This window comes from Streptomyces sp. TS71-3, from assembly GCF_018327685.1.
Lineage (GTDB): Bacteria > Actinomycetota > Actinomycetes > Streptomycetales > Streptomycetaceae > Streptomyces.
On record NZ_BNEL01000001.1, the window covers coordinates 735,396 to 756,583 of the forward strand.

At 74.8% G+C, this 21,188-nt stretch carries 12 protein-coding genes; 7 read left to right on the forward strand and 5 right to left on the reverse strand.

Annotation, left to right across the window (positions count from 1 at the left end):
- Window positions 1-232: 232 nt before the first annotated feature.
- A complete protein-coding gene (gene pcrA / locus Sm713_RS03230; protein WP_212908176.1) occupies window positions 233-2,713 on the forward strand; it encodes a DNA helicase PcrA in 2,481 nt (826 codons plus the stop codon).
- A gap of 61 nt (window positions 2,714-2,774) precedes the next feature.
- Here pcrA and Sm713_RS03235 read toward each other — a convergent pair whose 3' ends face one another.
- Window positions 2,775-4,760 carry a M23 family metallopeptidase gene (locus Sm713_RS03235; protein ID WP_212908177.1) on the reverse strand — a complete coding sequence of 662 codons (1,986 nt, stop codon included), beginning with the start codon at window positions 4,758-4,760 and terminating at the stop codon, window positions 2,775-2,777.
- A 520-nt stretch (window positions 4,761-5,280) separates the two neighbouring features.
- Here Sm713_RS03235 and Sm713_RS03240 point away from each other — a divergent pair.
- Window positions 5,281-5,697 (forward strand): cobalamin B12-binding domain-containing protein, encoded by a 417-nt coding sequence (locus Sm713_RS03240; protein ID WP_212908178.1) that lies wholly within the window; start codon window positions 5,281-5,283, stop codon window positions 5,695-5,697.
- 539 nt (window positions 5,698-6,236) lie between these two features.
- Here the strand turns inward: Sm713_RS03240 and Sm713_RS03245 are convergent.
- Both Sm713_RS03245 and Sm713_RS03250 read right to left on the reverse strand, forming a co-directional pair.
- Window positions 6,237-7,865 carry a DUF5691 domain-containing protein gene (locus Sm713_RS03245; protein ID WP_212908179.1) on the reverse strand — a complete coding sequence of 543 codons (1,629 nt, stop codon included), beginning with the start codon at window positions 7,863-7,865 and terminating at the stop codon, window positions 6,237-6,239.
- Between the two features lie 118 nt (window positions 7,866-7,983).
- Entirely contained in the window at window positions 7,984-9,351 is a 1,368-nt protein-coding gene (locus tag Sm713_RS03250; RefSeq protein WP_212908180.1) for an SWIM zinc finger family protein, read from the reverse strand.
- Between the two features lie 148 nt (window positions 9,352-9,499).
- Here Sm713_RS03250 and Sm713_RS03255 point away from each other — a divergent pair, with 148 nt between their 5' ends.
- The 5 genes from Sm713_RS03255 (at window position 9,500) to Sm713_RS03275 (ending at window position 17,695) form a co-directional block, all read left to right on the forward strand.
- The gene (locus Sm713_RS03255; RefSeq protein ID WP_212908181.1) at window positions 9,500-10,687 is read left to right on the forward strand and encodes an AAA family ATPase; all 1,188 of its coding nucleotides are present in this window, start codon (window positions 9,500-9,502) and stop codon (window positions 10,685-10,687) included.
- Window positions 10,684-13,431, forward strand: a complete 2,748-nt coding sequence (locus Sm713_RS03260; protein WP_249416048.1) for a DUF5682 family protein — start codon at window positions 10,684-10,686, stop codon at window positions 13,429-13,431. Before Sm713_RS03255 ends, Sm713_RS03260 begins: the two co-directional genes overlap by 4 nt.
- Window positions 13,432-13,562: 131 nt before the next feature.
- Complete coding sequence (locus Sm713_RS03265; protein WP_212908182.1) at window positions 13,563-14,747, forward strand: VWA domain-containing protein; 1,185 nt, start codon at window positions 13,563-13,565, stop codon at window positions 14,745-14,747.
- A 149-nt stretch (window positions 14,748-14,896) separates the two neighbouring features.
- Window positions 14,897-16,135 (forward strand): hypothetical protein, encoded by a 1,239-nt coding sequence (locus Sm713_RS03270; RefSeq protein ID WP_212908183.1) that lies wholly within the window; start codon window positions 14,897-14,899, stop codon window positions 16,133-16,135.
- A gap of 120 nt (window positions 16,136-16,255) precedes the next feature.
- On the forward strand, window positions 16,256-17,695 hold the full coding sequence (locus tag Sm713_RS03275; RefSeq protein ID WP_212908184.1) for a hypothetical protein: 1,440 nt from the start codon (window positions 16,256-16,258) through the stop codon (window positions 17,693-17,695).
- 685 nt (window positions 17,696-18,380) lie between these two features.
- Here the strand turns inward: Sm713_RS03275 and Sm713_RS03280 are convergent.
- Window positions 18,381-19,364 carry a peptidoglycan-binding protein gene (locus Sm713_RS03280; protein WP_212908185.1) on the reverse strand — a complete coding sequence of 328 codons (984 nt, stop codon included), beginning with the start codon at window positions 19,362-19,364 and terminating at the stop codon, window positions 18,381-18,383.
- The gene (locus tag Sm713_RS03285; protein WP_249416050.1) at window positions 19,357-21,057 is read right to left on the reverse strand and encodes a DUF6519 domain-containing protein; all 1,701 of its coding nucleotides are present in this window, start codon (window positions 21,055-21,057) and stop codon (window positions 19,357-19,359) included. Before Sm713_RS03285 ends, Sm713_RS03280 begins: the two co-directional genes overlap by 8 nt.
- Window positions 21,058-21,188 lie beyond the last annotated feature (131 nt).

Below are 21,188 nucleotides of genomic sequence, written 5' to 3' on the forward strand. Positions count from 1 at the left end.
CTCATGTGACTGCTGTGAAGGGTGTTGTGTGATACGCCCTATACATTTCCGTGACTCTGGCGTTGCGTGAGCGGGTAGCCACCGCCTGTGGTGATTCCCCGGCGGTTCGGTGTGGGATCCGTGGCCACCTGGGCTCTGGGAGCGCTCGCGCGGGGAGCGAGGGTTGCCGGAGTGGTGACAAGTGGGCCGACGGCGCCCGGGTGTCGGTGCCGCGGCCTAGACTCGGTAGACGATGAGCAGCCTCTTTGACGATCACTTCCTGGCCGGCCTCCAGGCGTCCCACGGCGCGCAGGAGGAGCCCCCGCCGCCGCCCGAGGACCCGGGCCCGGAGGAGGTCCCGGACGACCTGTTCGGCGGCAGGTACGACGCCCCGCCGCCGCGCGAGGCGTACTACCGCGACGGCGCCCCCCGCCCCGCCGCCGACCCGAACGCCCTCCTGGACGGGCTGAACGACCAGCAGCGCGCCGCCGTCGCGCACAGCGGCTCCCCCCTGCTCATCGTCGCCGGCGCGGGCTCCGGCAAGACCCGGGTGCTCACGCACCGCATCGCGCACCTGCTCGCGCTGCACCGCGCCCACCCCGGCCAGATCCTCGCGATCACCTTCACCAACAAGGCCGCGGGCGAGATGAAGGAGCGCGTCGAGCAGCTCGTCGGCCCGCGTGCCGCCGCGATGTGGGTGATGACGTTCCACAGCGCCTGCGTGCGCATCCTGCGCCGCGAGTACAAGAAGCTCGGCTTCACGTCCTCGTTCTCGATCTACGACGCCGCCGACTCCAAGCGCCTGATGGCCCTCGTCTGCCGCGACCTGGACCTCGACCCCAAGCGCTTCCCGCCCAAGTCGTTCAGCGCCAAGATCTCCAACCTGAAGAACGAGCTGATCGACGAGGAGGACTTCGCGGGGTCCGCCAGTGACGGCTTCGAGAAGACCCTCGCGCAGGCCTACGCGCTGTACCAGTCCCGCCTGCGCGAGGCGAACGCGCTGGACTTCGACGACCTGATCATGACGACGGTCAACCTCCTGCGCACCTTCCCGGACGTCGCCGAGCACTACCGCCGCCGCTTCCGCCACATCCTCGTCGACGAGTACCAGGACACCAACCACGCGCAGTACGCGCTCGTCCGCGAGCTGGTCGGAACGGCACCGGGCCCCGAGGCAGCGGGCGGCGAGGCGGGTCCGGAGCCCGCCGAGCTCTGCGTCGTCGGCGACGCCGACCAGTCGATCTACGCCTTCCGCGGCGCCACCATCCGCAACATCCTCCAGTTCGAGGAGGACTACCCGGACGCCACCACCATCCTCCTGGAGCAGAACTACCGCTCCACGCAGACGATCCTCACCGCCGCCAACGCCGTCATCGAGCGCAACGAGAGCCGCCGCCCCAAGAACCTCTGGACCAACGCCGGCGCGGGCGCCCGGATCACCGGCTACGTCGCCGACAGCGAGCACGACGAGGCGCAGTTCGTCGCCGAGGAGATCGACCGCCTCACCGACGCGGGCGACGCCAAGGCCGGCGACGTCGCGGTCTTCTACCGCACCAACGCCCAGTCCCGTGTCTTCGAGGAGATCTTCATCCGCGTCGGCCTGCCCTACAAGGTCGTCGGCGGCGTCCGCTTCTACGAGCGCCGGGAGGTCCGGGACGTCCTCGCCTACCTGCGCGTCCTCGCCAACCCGGAGGACTCCGTACCGCTGCGCCGGATCCTCAACGTCCCCAAGCGGGGCATCGGCGAGCGCGCCGAGGCGATGATCGACGCCCTTGCCCAGCGCGAGCGGACCAGCTTCGCGCAGGCGCTGCGCCGCGTCGACGAGGCCTACGGCATGGCGGCCCGCTCCGCCAACGCCATCAAGAGGTTCAACACCCTGATGGAGGACCTCCGCACCGTCGTCGAGTCCGGCGCCGGGCCCGCCACCGTCCTGGAAGCCGTCCTGGAGCGCACCGGATACCTCGCCGAGCTCCAGTCCTCCACCGACCCCCAGGACGAGACCCGGATCGAGAACCTCCAGGAGCTCGCCGCCGTCGCCCTGGAGTTCGAGCAGGAGCGCGGCGAGGGCGAGACCGGCACGCTGGCGGACTTCCTGGAGCAGGTGGCCCTGGTCGCCGACTCCGACCAGATCCCCGAGGAGGACGAGGAGGGCGCCGGCGTCATCACGCTGATGACCCTCCACACCGCCAAGGGCCTGGAGTTCCCGGTGGTCTTCCTGACCGGCATGGAGGACGGCGTCTTCCCGCACATGCGCGCCCTCGGGCAGACCAAGGAGCTGGAGGAGGAGCGGCGGCTCGCCTACGTGGGCATCACGCGCGCCCGGGAGCGGCTGTACCTGACCCGCGCCGCGCTGCGCAGCGCCTGGGGCCAGCCCGCGTACAACCCGCCGTCCCGCTTCCTGGAGGAGATCCCCGAGCAGCACGTGGACTGGAAGCGGACGGGCCCCTCCGCCCCCTCGGCCTCCGTCTCCGCCGCGAGCGGTGTCGCCGCCTCGCTCTCCTCCTCGCGGTCCCGCAGCGCCGCCTCGGGCGCCTCCGGGTTCGCCACGCGCCGGGCGTCGGAGAAGCCGGTCATCTCGCTCGTCGCCGGGGACCGCGTCACGCACGACCAGTTCGGCCTCGGCACGGTCGTCTCCGTCGAGGGCACCGGCGACAACGCCAAGGCGACGGTCGACTTCGGCGACGACAGGCCGAAGAAGCTGCTGCTGCGGTACGCGCCGGTGGAGAAGCTGTAGGCCCGGTGCCGGGCGCCGCCCCTGCTCGGGGCGGGGCCGGGTGCTGGTGCTCCGGGTCGGCTCAGGTCGGGTCGAGGCCGTGGCTGCGCAGCCACGGGAGCGGGTCGACCGCCGCGCCGCCGCCCGGGTGGACCTCGAAGTGGAGGTGCGGGCCGGTGGAGTTGCCGGAGTTGCCGGAGAAGGCTATGACGTCGCCCGCCTTGACGGTCGTCCCGGGGCTGACCTTGTAGCTGGACAGGTGGCAGTACCAGGTCTGGGTGCCGTCCTTGGCGGTGACGATCGCCATGTTCCCGTAGGCGACGTTGTACTTCGTGGTGACGGTGCCGTCGATCGCGGACATCACCTGGGTGCCGTAGGCGACGGGGAAGTCGATGCCGGTGTGCAGGGACATCCAGTTCTCGCCCGACTGCCCGAAGTAGGCGCTGAGGCCCTTCTGGGTGACCGGCAGGACGAACTTCGGCCGCAGCGCCTCCTTGCGCGCCGCTTCCGCCGCAGCTTTCTTGCGCGCTTCCTCCTGCTTGGCCTTGAGGTCGATGCGCTCCTGCGTACGGCTCGCGCGGTCGGCGAAGTCGCCGGCGTCCACGGAGAGGTTCTCGAGCTGGGTGTCGAGCTTGTTGTTGGCCACGGAGGGCTTGACGGGGGTGCCGGACGCGGCGACGTCCTTGTTGTCGTCCCCACCGCCCCCGACCGCCGCGGCGGCCACGCCCGCCACACCGATCACGCACGCCGACGGGACAACCACGGTCAGCAGCGCGGAGCGCTTCGCGGGGCGGCGGCGGGCACGGGCACGGGACGCCGCGCCGCGCGAGCCCGGACGGACGGGTGTGGCGCCGGAACGCTGCCGGGGCAGATCCCCGCCGGGGGCCTCCTCCGGGAGCGCCGCGGTGGCCGCGTCGTCCGCGGTGTCGTCCCCGTCCCCGTCCCCGTCCGCGTACGGGTCGTCGTCGCCGTAACGGTCGGCGTCGCTGTAGGAGTCGGCGTCGCCGTAGTGGTCCGCGTCGCGGTAGTGGTCGGTGTCCGCGGGGTCGTGCGCGCCGGCGGGGTCGTCGTAGCCGGGGTTGTCGTAGGCGTCGCCCGCGCCGTCGTAGGCGGGGTCCTCGTGACCGGTGCCCGGGGCCTCGCCGTAGGCGCCGTCCGCGGCCGGGGCGCCGTCGTAGGCGTACCCGTCGCCGTAGTGGCCCTCGCTGCCGTCGCCGTACGGAGCCTCGAGGCCCTCGGCGTACGCGGAGGGGTCCGTCGCGTACTCCATCCCGGGGTCGGGATGGGCGGCGGCGTGGTCCTGGTACGGGTGGGCCTCGTAGCCCCCCGCGGACTCCGCCGGGGAGACGCCGCCGGCCTGGTAGCCCTGGTGCGCCGCGTCGGGGGAGTCGTAGCCGTGCGTCCCGGTGTCCTGGGGGGCCAGGTTCTGGGAGGCGTACGGGTCGTACTGGTGCGGGTCCGCGTACTCCGCCCCGAAGAGCGGGTCCTGCTGGGCGGCGGGTGCCTGCTGGGCGTAGGAGTGGGCTTCCCACTCGCCCCCGCCGTTCCACGCCGTGGCGTCCCACTGGCCGCTCGTGTCGTACCCGGTGCTGCCGTAGCCGTCGTATCCGGCGGTCCCGAAGTCCGTGCCCTGCTGCTGGTGTTGCTGCGCCGCGTACCCGTACGGGTCCTGGGCGGCGGCGTCCCACTGGCCGGTCGGGTAGGAGCCGGTGGCGTCGGAGGAGGCGGTGCCGCCCTCGGCGCCGGGGAGGTCGCCGAAGAGGGGGTCGCTCTCGAAGTTCCCCGCGGCGAACGCGCCGGGCGTGAAGCTGCCGGTGGCGAAGCCGTCCGCGGCGAAACCGCCGGACGTGTAGGCGCCGGTGGCGTAGTGGCCGGTGTCGTAGCCGTCGGTGGCGTAGGGGGCGGTCGCCGTGGCGGTGCCGCCCGCGGCGTAGGTGCTGTAACCGTCATAGCCGGTCTGGCCGCCGTACTGGACGCCTTGCTGGTCGTACGACGGGTACGACGCATAGTCGGCGTCAGGAGCCGGGGCCGGGGGGTAGGGGTCCCCCGACGGATGACGGTCGTTCACCTACTTCTCTTTCGCCTCGACAGCAGGGGCTGGGGGACTGTCGACAGGTTGCGAACTCCCCCATTGCCTCAAGGGCGTGGGAGGGGCCCACTCCTTGAGGACGGGAGGGCTGCTCCCGGGTCACCGCCCCCCAGAGGCGGAGCAGTGCGGCGACTGTACCCGGCAGTACGCGGGCGCGACAATCTTCCGCCGCCCCAAGGGAAGGGGGAACCGGGCATTCAGCCCCCTTTTGCCGCGGCCTGGATGCATCCTTGGCGATGCGTTCGAAACATGTTCGAGAGAATCCGAGGTTTAGCGGCAGGTGGTCCGGGTCGCGCGGGGCGGCCGGTCGCTTTTTTTGCCGGGTTCCGCCAGTGGCCGGTTGTGTCCATTTGCCGGGTTCCGGCGGCTTGCCCGTGCTGTCGTGCGCCCGTGCCGCCGTGTCCAGCGCGCCACGGTGTGATTTCCCCCTCGCCCTGGGGCGCGGGACGGGCGGGTGCGGGATGCTGGGGAGAACGTTCGCCGGTTTATGGAGGCAGTGATGGGTGTGGCAGCCGGGCCGATCCGCGTGGTGGTGGCCAAGCCGGGACTCGACGGCCACGATCGGGGGGCCAAGGTCATCGCGCGTGCGCTGCGCGACGCGGGCATGGAGGTGATCTACACGGGCCTCCACCAGACGCCGGAGCAGGTCGTCGACACCGCCATCCAGGAGGACGCCGACGCGATCGGCCTCTCCATCCTCTCCGGCGCGCACAACACCCTGTTCGCACGCGTCCTGGAACTGCTGGAGCAGCGGGACGCCGAGGACATCGTGGTGTTCGGCGGCGGCATCATCCCCGAGGCGGACATTCCGCTCCTCAAGGAGAAGGGGGTCGCGGAGATCTTCACGCCCGGTGCGACGACCGCGTCGATCGTGGAGTGGGTCCGCGCGAACGTGCGGCAGCCTGCGGAGGCGTAGCCGCTCTCCGGCACCACTTCCTTCGGGGGCACCCCGGACCCCGGTCGGGTTACCCCTGGCGGGGTGCGGCGCTGGTTCCAGTCACTCCGGTGGGCGTGGTTGCGGTTCCGGTCGTCGCGGCGGGTGCGGCCTCCCTCCGCCCCGGAAGGGGCGCGGGGCTGTATCGATGTGCGGCTCCGCCGCGCGGGCGCGAGCAACCCGCCATCGGCCGTTGGTCTGGATGCGACAGAAGGTGTCCCTTTGGGCCAGTGGCGATCTACCGGTTTCGTCGTGGTTGCTCGCGCAGTTCCCCGCGCCCCGAAAAGGGGCGCGGGGAACTGCGCGAGCAACCACCACCGGCGGGTGGTCTGGATGCGACAGAAGCGCCCCCTTGGGGCAGTGGCGGTCTGACGGTTTCGCGGTGGCTTGTCGCTCCCCCCTGCCTGAAGGGCGGGGGAGGTACCCCCAACCCCGTGCCCCTTTGGTGGTGGACGTGGGGGCTGGGTTGCCCAACGGGTGCGGGGCACCGTCCCCGGGCCGGGGAAGCCGCCCCCGCGGGGTCACCGCATGGGCTCACCCGGTGCCGTCAGCTCGGCGTGCATGGCCGCGCGCAAGCGCAACGTGCTGAGGAGGCGCTGAAAGGCCTCCGCCCAGTAGGCCCCAGCCCCTGGGCTGGCGTTCTCCGCATCGTCGGGTACAGCCGCGAGCCCCTCCAGGCGCCCTCCCGCGGAGGGATCAAGGCACCGTTCGGCGAGCCCCATCACCCCGCTGAAGCTCCAGGGGTAACCGCCCGCGTCCCGCGCGATGTTCAGCGCGTCCACCACCGAGCGCCCGAGCCGCTCCTCCCAGGGCGCCGGGCAGCCGCCCAGCAGCTGGAACGCCTCGGACAGGCCGTGCGCCTCGATGAACCCGGCCACCCACGCGGCCCGCTCCTCCGCCGCCAGCACGGAGAGCAGCTTCGCCCGCTCGGCCAGCGAGGCGCCGCCCGGGCCACCGGTGCCCGGCGCGGCGGGCGTGCCCAGCAGCGCGCGGGCCCACGCGGCGTCCACCTGCCGCACCGCCGCTCGGCACCACGCGGCGTGCAGCTCGCCCGCCCACTCGTCCGCCACCGGCAGCGCCACGATCTCCTCGGGGCTCCGGCCGCCGAACCGGCCCACCCAGGCGGCCAGCGGGGCCGCCTCCATGAGCTGCCCCAGCCACCAGGACCGCTCGCCGCGTCCGGCCGGCGGTTTCGGCGTGATCCCGTCGCGCTCCATGGCCGCGTCGCACGCGTGCGGCGCCTCCACCGCGATCGTGGGCTCGCCGTCCGTCCGTTCCAGCGAGAGGCAGGCCGCGGCGCGGTCCGCCATCCGGGCGGCGAGGGCCGAGCCGGGCAGCGCGGACAGCAACTCCGCCGCGACGGCGCGGACGTTGCGGCTGCGGTCGGCCAGCGCCTGCTCCAGGAACGGTTCGTCGTCGGCGCGCAGGCCGGTGCGCAGCGAGTCGAGGAACATCAGGCGGTCCTCGGCCCGCTCCGTGGACCAGGTGGTGGCGAGCAGGTCGCGCGCCGCCGCCGGGTCGTGCCGCCGGACCATCGCGAGCAGCGCCACCCGCTCGGCGAACAGGCCCTCCTCCCACAACCGCCGCACCCGCGCGCCGTCCTCCGGTGAGGGCAGCAGCGCCCCGCCACCGGGGGCGGCGCGCAGCGCGAACTTCCAGTCAGGATTGAGCCGGGCCAGCCACAGCGCCCGGGGCCCCGCGAAGGTGAGGACCTGCCGTCGGAGGTCGGTACGCGCGCGTGCCGCGTCCAGCAGGGCCGGCAGCAGGTGCGGGGGAGCGGCGTAGCCCTGGGCGTTCGCCGTCCTGAGCCACTGCGGCAGCAGCTCCAGCAGGTCGGGTGCCGAGCCCCGCCGGCCGCCGGAGCCGGTGCCGGGCCGGTCGGCGAGGAGCATCGCCAGCCTGTGGACGGCCGCGGGCGGCAACGGGGGGCGGTCGTCGGGCGCGGCGCGGTGCGGCAGCGGTGCCGCCGGTGCCGGGCGCATTCCCGCGCGGCGGCGGAGGGTGTGCGCGGCGGCGGCGTCCAGCAGCCCGGCGGCCGGATCGCCGTCCCGGGCCCGCACCGGGGGCCTGCGGCGGTCGGTGCCCAGCAGCGCCGCGGTGACCAGGTCCTCCCACGCGGCCGGGGCCGCCCCGCTCGTCACTGGGGTCATGGCGTACCTCGCCACCTCTCTCGTGTCGTCGTCCGATGCGTGTCCGCGGGGAGGCGGGGCCGGTCCGTGCGCGAGCCGGACCCCGGCTTCCCGGTGCCCGCGCGGTCTCCGGCGGCCGTCAGCACAGCGCCACCGTCTCGCCGGGGCCCTGCGGCCAGGCCGCGAGGGGAGTGAAGCCGCGGTGGCCGCACTCGCCGAAGACCGTGACGGGGGCGCCGCCGGAGAGCGCGACGAGCCGCCACAACCCGGGAGAGGCGGCCACCGCGGGGGTCACGGGCAGAGCGCCGCCGCCGTCCGCGTCGGCGAGCTGCCAGCCCGAGCGGTCCGGCAGGGGGACGGGTATGACGGGGCCGAGCGCCACCGGCCAGCTCTCCAGCCAGGGGTCGGCCCGCAGCGCCGTGCCGTACTCGGCTGCCGCCTGCTCGGTGCCCGTGCCGGCGGGCCGGGCGGTGCTGGGCGACGGGGCGCCGAACCGCTCGCCCAGCTCGGCCCGGAGCTGCCCGGAACCCGGACGGCCCGACAACTCGGCGTCGAACGCGAGCCCCACCGGCAGCGCGAGCCCCGGCGCGCGGCCCGCCGTGCCGTACGACAGCACCAGCGCCGAACGCCCCGACGCCGTGCCGTACAGCCATATGCGGCGGGTCGTGAGGCGGCTGTCCACGGTGTCGTACTGCGCGAGGACCAGCCACGTGTCGCGCTCCGGCGGCTCCTGCGCGGCGGAGGGCAGGCCGACGTGGGTGCGGACGGCGGCGGCCAGGTCGGGCGGCAGCGCCTGCCTGTTCAGCCAGCCCTGGTCGAGCAGGTGGAGCAGCGCGCACTCCTCCAGCAGCCGCATCGGCCAGCCGGGCCCCGACGCGGCGACGGACCCCAGCTCCCGCACGCGCGCCGCGAGGCCGGGCGCCTGCGCGTCGACCATCCGGGCCGCGGTCTCCTCCCAGACGCCGTACCCCGCCTGCTCCAGGCCGGCGAGGCCGCCGCGCAGCAGGTCGGACAGCCGCTGATCCAGCTCGGCGGTGCCCGCGGTGATCCGCTCGGCCCGCTTGCGCGCCCTGGACTCCGCGCGCCGCCGGGCCGCAGGGTCCGCCGCGTCGGCCCCCGCCTCCTCGGGCGCGGGAGCCTGCCGCTCCGCCGCCCGCCTGCGGCGCCCGTCCAGCCACTCCCCGGCCCAGGCCGGAGCCTCGGACGGCGCCACCGAGCCGTCCTCGCCGGCCCAGAGCAGCAGCAGCCCGAGCGCGTGCTTGCACGGGAACTTCCGGCTCGGGCAGCTGCACTTGTACGCCGGGCCCTCGCTGCCCGCGACGTCGACGATCGTCTGGTACGGCCTGCTGCCGCTGCCCTTGCACAGGCCCCACACCGAACCCCCGGCGCTGCCCGCCTCCGACCACGGCCCGGCCGTGCCGAGCTTGCTTCCCGCCTTGCGTGACGCGGCGTCAGGAGCCAGTGCCAGCACTTGGTCCGCCGTCCAGCGCACCCCCTGCTCAGTCATGTTCCCGACCCTAGGTCCGGGCACTGACAACCTGTTCGAGATCATGCATCGGTGCAGGTCAAGGCCGATTGTCAGTGGGTCGGTGCAGAGTTGGGGACAGATCGCAGCCGGTCCTCGGCGGGCCGGCCGGAGCACGAGGGGGAGAGCCATGTCCGCATCCGCAGAACCCACACCCGGGCAGCCGACCGAACGGCCGGTTGAGGGCGGGCAGGTGCCGGTGCCCGAGGCACCGTCCGCTTCCGGCTCCGCGGCGCCGGCCGAGGCGCTGCGTCCGCACGCCGAGGAGGCGTTCGCCGCCGAACTCGCCGCGCTCGCCGGGCAGGACGACCGGCCGCGCCCGCCCCGCTGGCGCCTCTCGCCGTGGGCCGTCGCCACCTACCTCCTCGGCGGCACGCTCGCCGACGGCACGGTGATCACACCCAAGTACGTGGGCCCGCGCCGCATCGTCGAGGTCGCTGTCACCACGCTGGCGACGGACCGCGCCCTGCTCCTCCTCGGCGTGCCCGGCACCGCCAAGACCTGGGTCTCCGAGCACCTGGCCGCCGCGATCAGCGGCGACTCCACCCTGCTGGTGCAGGGCACCGCGGGCACCCCGGAGGAGGCCATCCGCTACGGGTGGAACTACGCCCGGCTGCTGGCGCAGGGCCCGAGCCGTGACGCGCTCGTCCCCAGCCCCGTGATGCGCGCCATGGCGACCGGCATGACCGCCCGCGTCGAGGAGCTGACCCGCATCCCCGCGGACGTGCAGGACACGCTGATCACGATCCTCTCGGAGAAGACCCTGCCGATACCGGAGCTGGGCCAGGAGGTGCAGGCGGTCCGCGGCTTCAACGTGATCGCCACGGCCAACGACCGCGACCGCGGCGTGAACGACCTCTCCAGCGCCCTGCGCCGCCGCTTCAACACGGTGGTGCTGCCGCTGCCGGAGAGCGCGGAGGCCGAGGTCGACATCGTGTCCCGGCGCGTCGACCAGATCGGCCGCTCGCTCGACCTGCCCGCCGTCCCGGAGGGCATGGCGGAGATCCGCCGGGTGGTCACGGTCTTCCGCGAACTGCGCGAGGGCATCACCTCCGACGGCCGTACGAAGGTCAAGTCGCCGAGCGGCACGCTCTCCACCGCCGAGGCGATCTCCGTGGTCACCCACGGCCTCGCCCTCGCCGCGCACTTCGGCGACGGCGTGCTCCGCTCCGGTGACGTCGCCGCCGGCATCCTCGGCGCGGTGGTCCGCGATCCCGCAGCCGACCGGGTCGTCTGGCAGGAGTACCTGGAGGCCGTCGTCCGCGAGCGGGACGGCTGGAAGGACTTCTACCGCGCCTGCCGGGAGGTGAGCGCATGACGGGGGCCGTGCCCGCGGGCGTCACGGGAGTCGTGTCCACGGCCGCGTCGGGGGAGGGGGCTGCTGCGGTGGTGCCGGTGCCGGTGCCGGTGCCGGTGGCCGGGGCCGAGCCGGCGGGCGGCGCGGGCCAGGGGCGCCGGGGGCCGCTGCTGCTGGGGGTGCGGCACCACGGCCCGGGGTCGGCGCGTGCGGTGCGGGCCGCGCTGGACGCGGCGGCGCCCCGGGCGGTGCTGATCGAGGGGCCGCCGGAGGCCGACGCGCTGGTGCCGCTGGCCGCCGACCCCGCCATGCGGCCGCCCGTGGCGCTGCTCGCGCATGTGGTGGACGAGCCGGGGAACTCCTCGTTCTGGCCGCTCGCCGGGTTCTCGCCGGAGTGGGTGGCGCTGCGGTGGGCGCTGGCGCACGACGTCCCGGTCCGCTTCATCGACCTGCCCGCCGCGCACTCGCTCGCGTGGCGCCCTGCCGAGGAGCCGGAAGGGAGCGGTCCCGGCGACGCCGGGGAGGACGGCCCGCGGGGCCGCGCCCAAGGCGAAGGGGGAGTAGAGGAAGTAGAGGAAGAAGGGGAAGGCGCGGGCGCGGACGGGGGCGGGAGTTCGGCCGGGCCCGAAGGAGGCTCTGAGGGCGAGGGCGAGGGCTCCGGCGAGGCGCCGCGGCACGAGGTGCGGATCGACCCGCTCGCCGTGCTCGCCGAAGCCGCCGGGTACGACGACCCGGAGCGCTGGTGGGAGGACGTCGTAGAGCACCGGGGCGCCACGGGCGACGCGTTCGCGCCGTTCGAGGCGCTCGCCGACGCGATGGCCGCGCTCCGCGAGGCGTACGGAGCGGGCTCCCGGCGCGACCTGGTCCGCGAGGCCCACATGCGCCTCCAGCTGCGCGCCGCGGGCAAGGAGTTCGGGAGCGCGGTGGCCGTGGTATGCGGCGCGTGGCACGTGCCCGCGCTGCGGCAGCGCAGCACCGTCGCCGCCGACCGCGCCCTGCTGAAGGGGCTCCCCAAGGCCAAGGCCGACCTGACCTGGGTGCCCTGGACGCACCGCAGGCTCTCCAAGGACAGCGGGTACGGCGCGGGCATCGACTCGCCCGGCTGGTACGGCCACCTGTTCCAGGCACGCGACCGCCCCATGGAGCGCTGGATGACGAAGGTCGCCCGGCTGCTCAGGGAAGAGGACAGGATCGTGTCCTCCGCCCATGTGATCGAGGCGGTCCGGCTGGCGGAGGCGCTCGCGGCGCTGCGCGGCAGGCCGCTGCCGGGCCTGTCGGAGGCCACGGACGCAGTGAAGGCCGTGATGTGCGAGGGCTCCCAGGTGCCGCTCGCCCTCATCCACGACCGGCTGGTGGTCGGCGACGTCCTCGGCGAGGTACCCGAGTCGGCCCCGGCCGTGCCGCTCCAGCGCGACCTGGCCAGGCGGCAGAAGACGCTGCGGCTGAAGCCGGAGGCGCTGGAGCGGGAGCTCGACCTCGACCTGCGGCGCGACACCGACGCCGCCCGCAGCCGGCTCCTGCACCGCCTGCTCCTGCTCGGCGTGCCCTGGGGCGAGCCCGCGGCCTCGGCGCGCGGCAGCACCGGCACCTTCCGGGAGACCTGGCGGCTGCGCTGGGAGCCCGAGCTGTCGGTGCGCGTCGCCGAGGCCGGCGTCTGGGGAACGACGGTGTCCGCCGCGGCGACGGCCAAGGCACGCTCGGACGCGACCACGGCTCAGACGCTCTCCGACGTCACCGCCCTCGCCGAGCGCTGCCTGCTCGCCGAACTCCCCGACGCGCTCCCCGAGGTGATGCGCACCCTCGCCGACCGCGCGGCCCTGGACACGGACGTCGGCCACCTCGCCCAGGCGCTCCCCGCCCTGGTCCGCTCCCTGCGCTACGGCGACGTCCGCGGCACCGACACCCGCGCCCTCGGCGAGGTCGCCGCGGGCCTGGCCGAGCGCGTCTTCGTCGGCCTGCCGCCCGCCTGCGCCTCCCTGGACGCCGACGCCGCCGCGGACATGCGCCGCCATGTGGACGCCGTGCATGGCGCGGTGGGGTTGCTGGCGGACGCCGAGGACGCCCCGGCCGCGGATGCGGAGAGCGCTGGGGAGAGCCCCGGGAGAGCGGAAGCCGACTCGGGCGCCGGGGACGGCGCCGGTACGGGCGACGACCCCGGCTCCCACCCCGTGCGCCCCGCCGCCACGGGCATGCGCGGCCGGTGGCACGCGGTACTGGGCATGCTGGCCGGACGGGACTCCGTGCCCGGGGTGCTGCGCGGCCGCGGTGCCCGGCTGCTGCTGGACGAGGGCGCGTCGACGCAGGACGAGGCCGCCCGGCGGATGAGCCTTGCCCTGTCGCCGGGCACCGCGCCCGCCGACGCGGCGGCCTGGATCGACGGGTTCGTCGGCGGAGGCTCCGGCTCCGGAATGCTCCTGGTGCACGACGAACGGCTGCTGGGGCTGGTCGACGGCTGGCTCGGCTCCGTCCCGGACAGCGCGTTCACGGACGTGCTGCCGCTGCTGCGCCGCACGTTCTCCGCGTACGAGCCGGGCGTGCGCCGCACCCTGGGCGAGCTGGTGCGCCGCGGCCCGGCATCCTGCGGGGCCACACCGGTCGCCGCGGGGACCGCGTTGCCGGGCTTCGGCACCGAGCTGGACACGGCGCGCGCCGACGCCATGCTCCCCGTGCTCTCCCTGCTGCTGGGCCTCCGACCAGCAGGATCATCCCCATCGGTGCAATCAGGGACGCAGACGCTCGACGACCAGGTGGGGGTGGCCCGATGACGACGGCTTCGACACACGAGGCGACACAACCGGAGGCACCGTTCCCGGACGATGCCGCACCCGGACCCGAACCCGTACCCGCCCCTGGAGCCGGACCCGAACCCGTCCCCGCTCCCGAACCCGCCCGCGAAGTGGCTGGACCGGCGGGCGGAGAGGCGGAAGGACACCGCGACGAGCGGTTGCGGCGCTGGCGCCTGGTGCTGGGCGGGGGCGCGGCCGACGGCACCGGTCACGGCCTGTCCGGGCGGGACGCCGCCATGGACACCGCACTCGGCGCGCTCTACGGCAAGGGGGACAAGCAAGGGCGCGGCAGGGACCGTTCGGCGGGCCTCGGGGCCTCCGCGCCGTCCGTCGCGCGCTGGCTGGGCGACATCCGGACGTACTTCCCGTCCAGCGTGGTGCAGGTCATGCAGCGGGACGCCATCGACAGGCTCGGCCTCTCCGCGCTGCTGCTGGAACCGGAGATGCTCCAGGCCGTGGAGGCGGACGTCCACCTGGTCGGCACGCTCCTCTCCCTCAACAAGGCCATGCCGGAGACCACCAAGGAGACCGCACGGGCCGTGGTCCGCAAGGTCGTCGACGACCTGGAGAAGCGGCTGGCGACCCGCACCCGGGCCACGCTCACCGGCGCGCTCGACCGCAGCGCCCGGATCAGCAGGCCGCGCCACCACGACATCGACTGGCAGCGCACCATCGCGGCCAACCTCAAGCACTACCTGCCCGAGTACCGGACGGTCGTCCCCGAGCGGCTGATCGGCTACGGCCGCGCGTCGCAGGCGGTCAAGAAGGAGGTCGTCCTCTGCATCGACCAGTCCGGTTCGATGGCGGCGTCCGTCGTGTACGCCTCGGTGTTCGGCGCGGTGCTGGCGTCGATGCGGTCCATCGCGACCCGGCTCGTCGTCTTCGACACCGCCGTCGTCGACCTCACCGACCAGCTCGACGACCCCGTCGACGTGCTCTTCGGCACCCAACTCGGCGGCGGCACGGACATCAACAGGGCGCTGGCGTACTGCCAGTCGGGGATCACCCGCCCCGCGGACACCGTCGTCGTCCTCATCTCCGACCTCTACGAAGGCGGGATACGCAACGAGATGCTGAAGCGGGTGGCGGCGATGAAGGCATCCGGGGTGCAGTTCGTGACGCTGCTCGCGCTCTCCGACGAGGGTGCGCCCGCTTACGACCGCGAACACGCCGCGGCGCTCGCCGCACTGGGCGCGCCGGCCTTCGCCTGCACGCCGGAACTCTTCCCGGAGGTGATGGCCGCGGCGATCGAGAAACGCCCACTTCCCATACCGGACAAGAGTGGTCAACAGTAACGCGGGTCTTGCGCAACCTCCCGAGTTCCGTGCAAGGATCGGCCACGGTGTGATGGGAGCACATGGTTCCATCCGCTGTGCCGTCCGCTCGTCCAGGAGGACCGACGATCCTGAGGCCAGCCACGCTCCTGCCCGAAGCCGCTCCGCGCATGTTCGGCGCCGCGGCGAGCAGGCGTGCGCTCCAGGTGGCGCTGCTGGTGGGCGGTCTGGTCGTGCTGGGCATGGTCTGCGGGGCACGGGCGCACGCCGAGCAGGGCGGGCCGTCGGTGCCCGTCTCCGTACCGGACGCGGCCCACGTGCCGGGGCCGTCGAACCTCGGGGCCCCGAACTCCGGGCACCCGCACCGCGCCACCCACCGGCACCCCGCCGAGCACACCACACGCCACACGCACCGCACGCACCGCACCGACAGGCCCGCCGAGCACGCGACACACCGGCACCCCGCGGGTCACCACGCCACGCACACCGTGTCCGGCCACGTGGCCGGACACCTGCATCACGCAACGCAGGCCGGGGCGGGGCAGGTGCACCACGCCACGCACACCGCGCCCCGGCACCATGCGACACACGCCACACACGCCACACACGCCGCCCCATCCACGCACCCGGGCTCGTTCCCGGGCGGCGTGGCGACCGGCGGCGCCCACCCCTCGGTGCCCTCGTCCGGGGCCGCGCACCGCACCGGATCCCCGGGCCCGGCCACCGGCCGGCCCTCCGGCCCCGTGCTGCCCGGGTCCCTGCCGCACCTCGGGCACCTCGGGCACCTGGGGCACGGCGGCGCCGCACCCCGGCCGTCGGCGCCCGGCGCCGGCGGCACGGGCGCCTCGGGGGTGACGGACGGCGTGCGGGACGGTGTGCGGGACGCGGTACGGGACACCGAGGGGGCCCTGCACGACGTCGCCGTGCGGCTGGTGCCGCGGCTTCCGGAACTTCCGTCGCTGCCCGGGTGCCCGCTGCCGGGCCTCCCCGGTCCGGGCGGACCCGGCGGCGACGGCCCCGAAGACCCCGCCGCACAGGGCGCGCACGGCCCCGGGGCGGGCGGAGCGGACACCGGCCGGTACGCGAGCGCCGTGCTCGGCCCGCCGACACCGGTCGCGTACGGCAGCGCGGCGCACGGCGCCGTCCCGTCGCGCGGCGGCGGCCACGTAACGACCTCGGGCGAGGAGGGGCCGGGACCGGTACCCGCGCCGTTGCCCGGCGGCGACCCCGCCGGGGTGCTGTACGGGGCGCAGGACGCCTGGTCCGGGGCGCACCACCGCCCGGGTGAGCTGGGCGCGTTGCTGTCGGGCACGCGCGTTCCGGTGCTGCTCGTACCGGGCGCCATGGGCGTGGAACACGCCGCGGCGGTCCGCGACCGGTACCGCGACATCCTCGAATTCCCCGGCTAGGGCAGGCCTTTCACCCCCCCTGACCTGTCGCGCGGGGGCGATGCAGGTCTGCCCTCTCGTCCGGGAGACTCCCACGAGCCCGGACCTTCAGCCGAAGAACTCGAAGGATCTGACGTACACATGAACAAGAACATCCGACGTTCCCTGGTGATAGCGGCCGGAGTGACGGGCGCCTGGGCGCTCGGCTCCGCCGTCGCCAGCGCGGACGACCTCTCGGCACACTCCGTCTCCGTCCCCGATCCGGCCGGCGACCACGGCATCGTGTCCGGCGACGGCACCGTGGCCGGCACGGTGCACCGGGCCACCGCGGCCGTCCACCACACGACCGGCACCGTCCGGGGCGCCGCGGACGCGGTGCACGGCGATGTCAGCGGTGTGCTCGGGCAGGCGCCGAAGACCGGCGGAGCCGTGCACGGCGCCCTGCTGGGCACCACCCGCTCGGTGCAGGACACCGCTGCCCCGGCCGTGGGCACGGCCGACGGCACGGTGGCGAGGGCCGGCGACGCCGTGCACACCGCGGTGCCGGGCGCCCAGAACACCGTCCGCCACACCGGCGCGACGGTGGGGGACACCGTGAACGAGACCGTCGTCCCCACCGTGGGGCACACGGTGAACGGCGCCGTCCCCGCCGCGCAGGGCACGGTGCGGCAGGTGGCCCCCATGGCGGAGGGCGCCGTCCGGCACGCGGTCCCCACCGTGGAGGGCACGGTCCTCCCCACCGTGGACGGCACCGTCCAGAGCGTCCTTCCCACCGCGGAAGCCACGGTCCGCACCGCCGTCCCCACCGTCGAGGGCACCGCGCAGGACGCCCTGTACGGGACCGGGCACACCGCGCAGAACACCGTCGACGGCACGACCGGCGCCGCGCACGACGACGTGCGCGCGACCGGCCACACCGCGCGCGGCGTCACGGCCGGGGTCCAGGCCGTCGCCGACGTGGCGCTCACCGAGGGCGGGCAGCAGGTGGCCCAGGTGCACGCGACGGCCGAGGGCGAGATCGACTACCTCTTCGGCCCGCTGTCCTCGTTCGCGCCGCAGCTGGTGGACGTCGGCCAGGTCGTGGCCCACGCGGAGCGGGTGGTGTCCGGCATCGACCCGGCCCTCGGCGACACGGTCGGCGACGCGCTCGGCCGGCTTCCCGGTGCCGGGCAGCGGCCCGTCGCGCCGGGCATGGTCCAGCGGACGATGGCCGCGCCGGCGGCGGACGCCGCGGCGCCGGGCGGTACCTGGCGCGGTGACGTGCCGTCGACCGTCGCCGACGCCGGCCTGCCGGCCCGGGCCGCCGCGGTGGTCGGGGACGCGGTGCCGATGGGCCTTCAGGCGGTGGGCGACGCGTCCTACGTCGGCCAGGGGGTCCTCGGGCACACCCAGCCCCTGGTGGACCAGGTCACCGGGCAGGGTCTCGACGGCGTCGGCCAGGTCGTGCGGGAGGTGCCCGGGTATGCCGTGGGCACGGCGGGTACGGCGGCCGCGGACACCGGGCGGCTCGCGGGGCACGCGGTCTACGGTGCGCAGGGTGTCGTCGGCGATGTGACGGGGTCGGGCACGGCCGCCTTCTGACCGTCGGCGTGACCTGTCCGTTCCGGACGCTCCAGCCAAGCGCCCCGTCCCGGTCTTCGGTGACCGGGACGGGGCGCGGCCCCTTCTCGGCGCCGTTGTGGCTGGGGTCCGCTGCCGGGTGCGGCCGGGTCCTCGCTTGTTCGCGCAGTTCCCCGCGCCCCTTTGCGGGGCTTCGCCGCCACGGCTGAGGTCCGTTGCCGGCTGCGGACCCGTGCCCGTTCTTGCGCAGTTCCCCGCGCCCCTTATCGGGACAGCGCCGCTGTCCTTGAGGCGTCTCGCCGGCTGCGGCCCTTCCCCTCTCCTCGCGCAGTTCCCCGCGCCCCTTTCGGGGCACGACCCACCGCCACGCCACCAACGAGGGCCCCGAGCCCCCGAAGGACCGCGGGGAACTGCGCGAGCAAGGGGAGCGGCCCCGCACTCGGCAGTGCACCCCAGCCGTGACGGCGCGACTCGGATAGGGGCGCGGGGAACTGCGCGAGCAAGGGGAGCGGCCCCGCACCCCGCAGTGCACCTCAGCGGTATTGGCGCGACCCGGACAGGGGCGCGGGGAACTGCGCAAACAAGCGAGACCGCCCGCACCCGGCAGCGCACCCCAGCCGCAACACCGCCAGCCCGAAAGGGCTCACCCCGAAGGGGGGCCACCCCAGACATGGGGCACCCCCTCAGCGTCGTGCCCGCGGCAACTTCAGCGTCGAGTCCGCGGCACCTTCAGAAGGTCCCAGCTGACCTTCCCGGGAATCCCGTCCGCATCCTTCCCCTTGAAGCGGAGCTTCTTCTGCCAGGCGGCGTACGACAGCCGATCCGCCTCGGTCCAGTCGGGCGACGGCCCCGTGCTGTACCGCCCGCACCCCTCCGCGTTGAGGCGGTGACCCATGACCGTGATCATCGGATGGCTCTGGCCCTTGTGGAAGAACGCGGCCCCCGGGAACGGCTCGTACACCGGCTCCGGCGGCCGTGGCGGCCGTGGCGGCTCGGCCGGCGGCTTCCCGGGCGCCGGAGGACGGGGCGCGCCCGAGCCCCCGCCGGACCCGGAGCCCGTACCCGAACCGGAGCCGGACCCCGCCCCGGCCCCCGGCGCCCCCTTGAGCAGCGTCGCGACCCGCCGCCGCATGCTGTCCATGGTGAATCCGCGCGGGTCCACCTTCCCGGGCTGCCACTCCTTGTGACCGATCACCGACCGCTCGGTCCAGCCGTGCGCACGGCACAGTGCCGCGGCGGCGCGGGCGGCGGCGTCGAGCTGCTCCTCGGGCCAGGGGTCCTTGCCGTCGCCCATGTTGATGCACTCGAAGCCGTAGAAACGGCTGTTGCCGTCGGCGTTCGCCTGGTTGTCCCCGGGCAGTGCGGTCTCGGCGATCACCGCGCGGAGCACGTCGGCGTCGCCGAGCCCGGCGTGGTTGGCGCGGCCCCAGCCGACCAGGTGCACCTCGCCGGCCTTGTCGATGACGCCGTGGCAGAGCGGCCCCGGCAGGTCGCTGCGGCCGTCGTAGCACAGGTCGACCGAGCCCTCGACGCCCTTGGTGACGGTGTGGTGGATCATCACGCCGTTCAGCGGGCCCCACGGGCCCTTCGTGTTGCGGTTGTGTTTGCTCCACGAGCGCACCTCATGGACGGTCAGGCCCTCGTCGCGCAGTGCCTTGAGCGCCCGCGCGGCGGTCAGCGGGTCAGCCATGGCGCCTCCCGCCACGGCCGCCGGACCCGGATCCGGACCCGGATCCGGACCCAGACCCGGACCTGCCGGCACTGCCCCCGTCGCCGCTCTCCACCGTCTCGTCGTCCGCCTCGGCCTCGGCGACGGCGGTGGTCTGCGAGCGGGACCCCTTTGAGGTGGCTGCTGCGGCGGCGGCCTCGACGGCCCGGTCCTCGTCCTCGGCCAGCCGCTCGGCGGCGAGTTCCGACTGGGTGGCCGCCGGGATGGCGCCCGCCAGCGGCCCGAAGGCGAGCCGCAGATCGCTCGTGCCGCCCTCGCCGCGGACCAGCGCCAGCGGCGCGTGGTGCAGCTCGATGCCCGCCGGGGCGAGCAGCAGCGGCCGGCGTGCCGCGTCCCGCGGCCACTCGACGCTGCCGGTGGCGGTGCGGGCGGCGGCGATCCAGAAGTCGCCGGTGCGGTAGGTGCCGCCCTTGGCGAAGTACACCTCCACGCCGTCCTCCAGCGGCAGCCAGCGGCCCTCCTCGATCCGGACGGCCCCGTGCTGGAGCCGCGCGGCAGCCCCCGGGCGCCTGCCCGCGGTACGCCGGTGGCCGTCCCGGTGGTCCCAGCGACGCAGGTACGGGTGGAGCTCCGGGCGCCGCCCCACGCTGCGCTCCCGCGTGCCCGGCTCGGCCGACAGCCTCACCCGGCGGCCCGGCAGGTCCAGCTCCTCGACGCGCAGCAGCGGCAGCGGCTCCAGGCGGCTCGCGTACGCCCTGTCGACGAACTCGACGCGGTCGCCGACGTTCAGGTCCAGCTTGTCGTCGCTGCCGAGGCTCGCCAGCTCCACCCACGTGCCGTCGACGCCGTCGACCGGGAAGACCACGGAACCGTTCTCGCGGGACCACTTGAAGGTGGCCTCCGCGGCGCTGCCGCCGTCGTGGACCTCCACCCGGTAGAGCTGGTTCTCCGGGCCCCGGTACTGGGCGTCGGGGCTGACCAGGCACGGGTCGTCGGCGGAGTGCTCGGGCCGCTCGCTGCGCACGGCGGCGCGCGCCGCGGGCGCCTGCTGCCGGTCGGCCCAGGTCCGGAACGCCGTGCGCACGTCGTCCTCGGACGGGTCGGTGCCGGACACGTCCAGCTCGGACAGCGCCAGCGGCAGCACCTGCCACACCGTCTTGACGCGCGCCGCGGTGTCGGGCATCGCCGTGCCGAGCGCCACCTCGCGCAGCGCCGGGTCCTCGGCCGCCGTCACCGACCGCTCCCACACCTTCAGGTACACCAGGAACGGGAACTGCGTCGGCAGCCGGTCGCCCGGCACCTCCGGGTCGCGGTAGGCGTCGGGCTGGTCCCAGTATGTCCACGTCGCGGTGGCCGGCGCGGAGCCCTCCGAGCTGGGCGCCCCGCCCTCGGCCTCGTCGTCGTCCGGCACCGGCGTGCCCGGCACGGGCCTGCTCGCGTCGAGCTGGATCCCGTCGACGTAGTAGCGTCCGCCGCCGATGGTCAGGTTGTCGATGTCCCGCTGCCCGCCGACGAAGGCGACCTCGAAGCCGGTGGCTCCCGCGGGCCCGCCGTGCTGCCCGATCAGGTCGGCGGTGAGCGCCCGCGCCCTGCTCAGCTCGATGGCGGTCTGCTCGTTGGCGTCGGCGTCCAGCTGGACGCGGCCCTGCTGGGCGAGGACCGCGGAGTAGTGCAGCTCGGGGTGGTGGGTGAAGCGGGAGAGATCAGCGTGCATCGGAAGGGGTCCCCCCTGGGTTCGTTCGTCCGTCGGTGGTGTGGCGGGGTGGTGGTGGGTGGGTGCGCCGGGCATGACCGGCGCGGGGCCGTTCCCTCCGGCCATCAGGTCGCATATCCGGCCTTCGGGTC

Excerpts from the sequence above, each read along its gene's own strand:
- Sm713_RS03245 (WP_212908179.1), bottom strand. The coding sequence starts at position 7,865 with ATGACCCCAGTGACGAGCGGGGCGGCCCCGGCCGCGTGGGAGGACCTG.
- Sm713_RS03240 (WP_212908178.1), top strand. The coding sequence starts at position 5,281 with ATGGGTGTGGCAGCCGGGCCGATCCGCGTGGTGGTGGCCAAGCCGGGA.
- Sm713_RS03255 (WP_212908181.1), top strand. The coding sequence starts at position 9,500 with ATGTCCGCATCCGCAGAACCCACACCCGGGCAGCCGACCGAACGGCCG.
- Sm713_RS03275 (WP_212908184.1), top strand. The coding sequence starts at position 16,256 with ATGAACAAGAACATCCGACGTTCCCTGGTGATAGCGGCCGGAGTGACG.
- pcrA (WP_212908176.1), top strand. The coding sequence starts at position 233 with ATGAGCAGCCTCTTTGACGATCACTTCCTGGCCGGCCTCCAGGCGTCC.
- Sm713_RS03250 (WP_212908180.1), bottom strand. The coding sequence starts at position 9,351 with ATGACTGAGCAGGGGGTGCGCTGGACGGCGGACCAAGTGCTGGCACTG.
- Sm713_RS03280 (WP_212908185.1), bottom strand. The coding sequence starts at position 19,364 with ATGGCTGACCCGCTGACCGCCGCGCGGGCGCTCAAGGCACTGCGCGAC.
- Sm713_RS03270 (WP_212908183.1), top strand. The coding sequence starts at position 14,897 with ATGTTCGGCGCCGCGGCGAGCAGGCGTGCGCTCCAGGTGGCGCTGCTG.
- Sm713_RS03285 (WP_249416050.1), bottom strand. The coding sequence starts at position 21,057 with ATGCACGCTGATCTCTCCCGCTTCACCCACCACCCCGAGCTGCACTAC.
- Sm713_RS03260 (WP_249416048.1), top strand. The coding sequence starts at position 10,684 with ATGACGGGGGCCGTGCCCGCGGGCGTCACGGGAGTCGTGTCCACGGCC.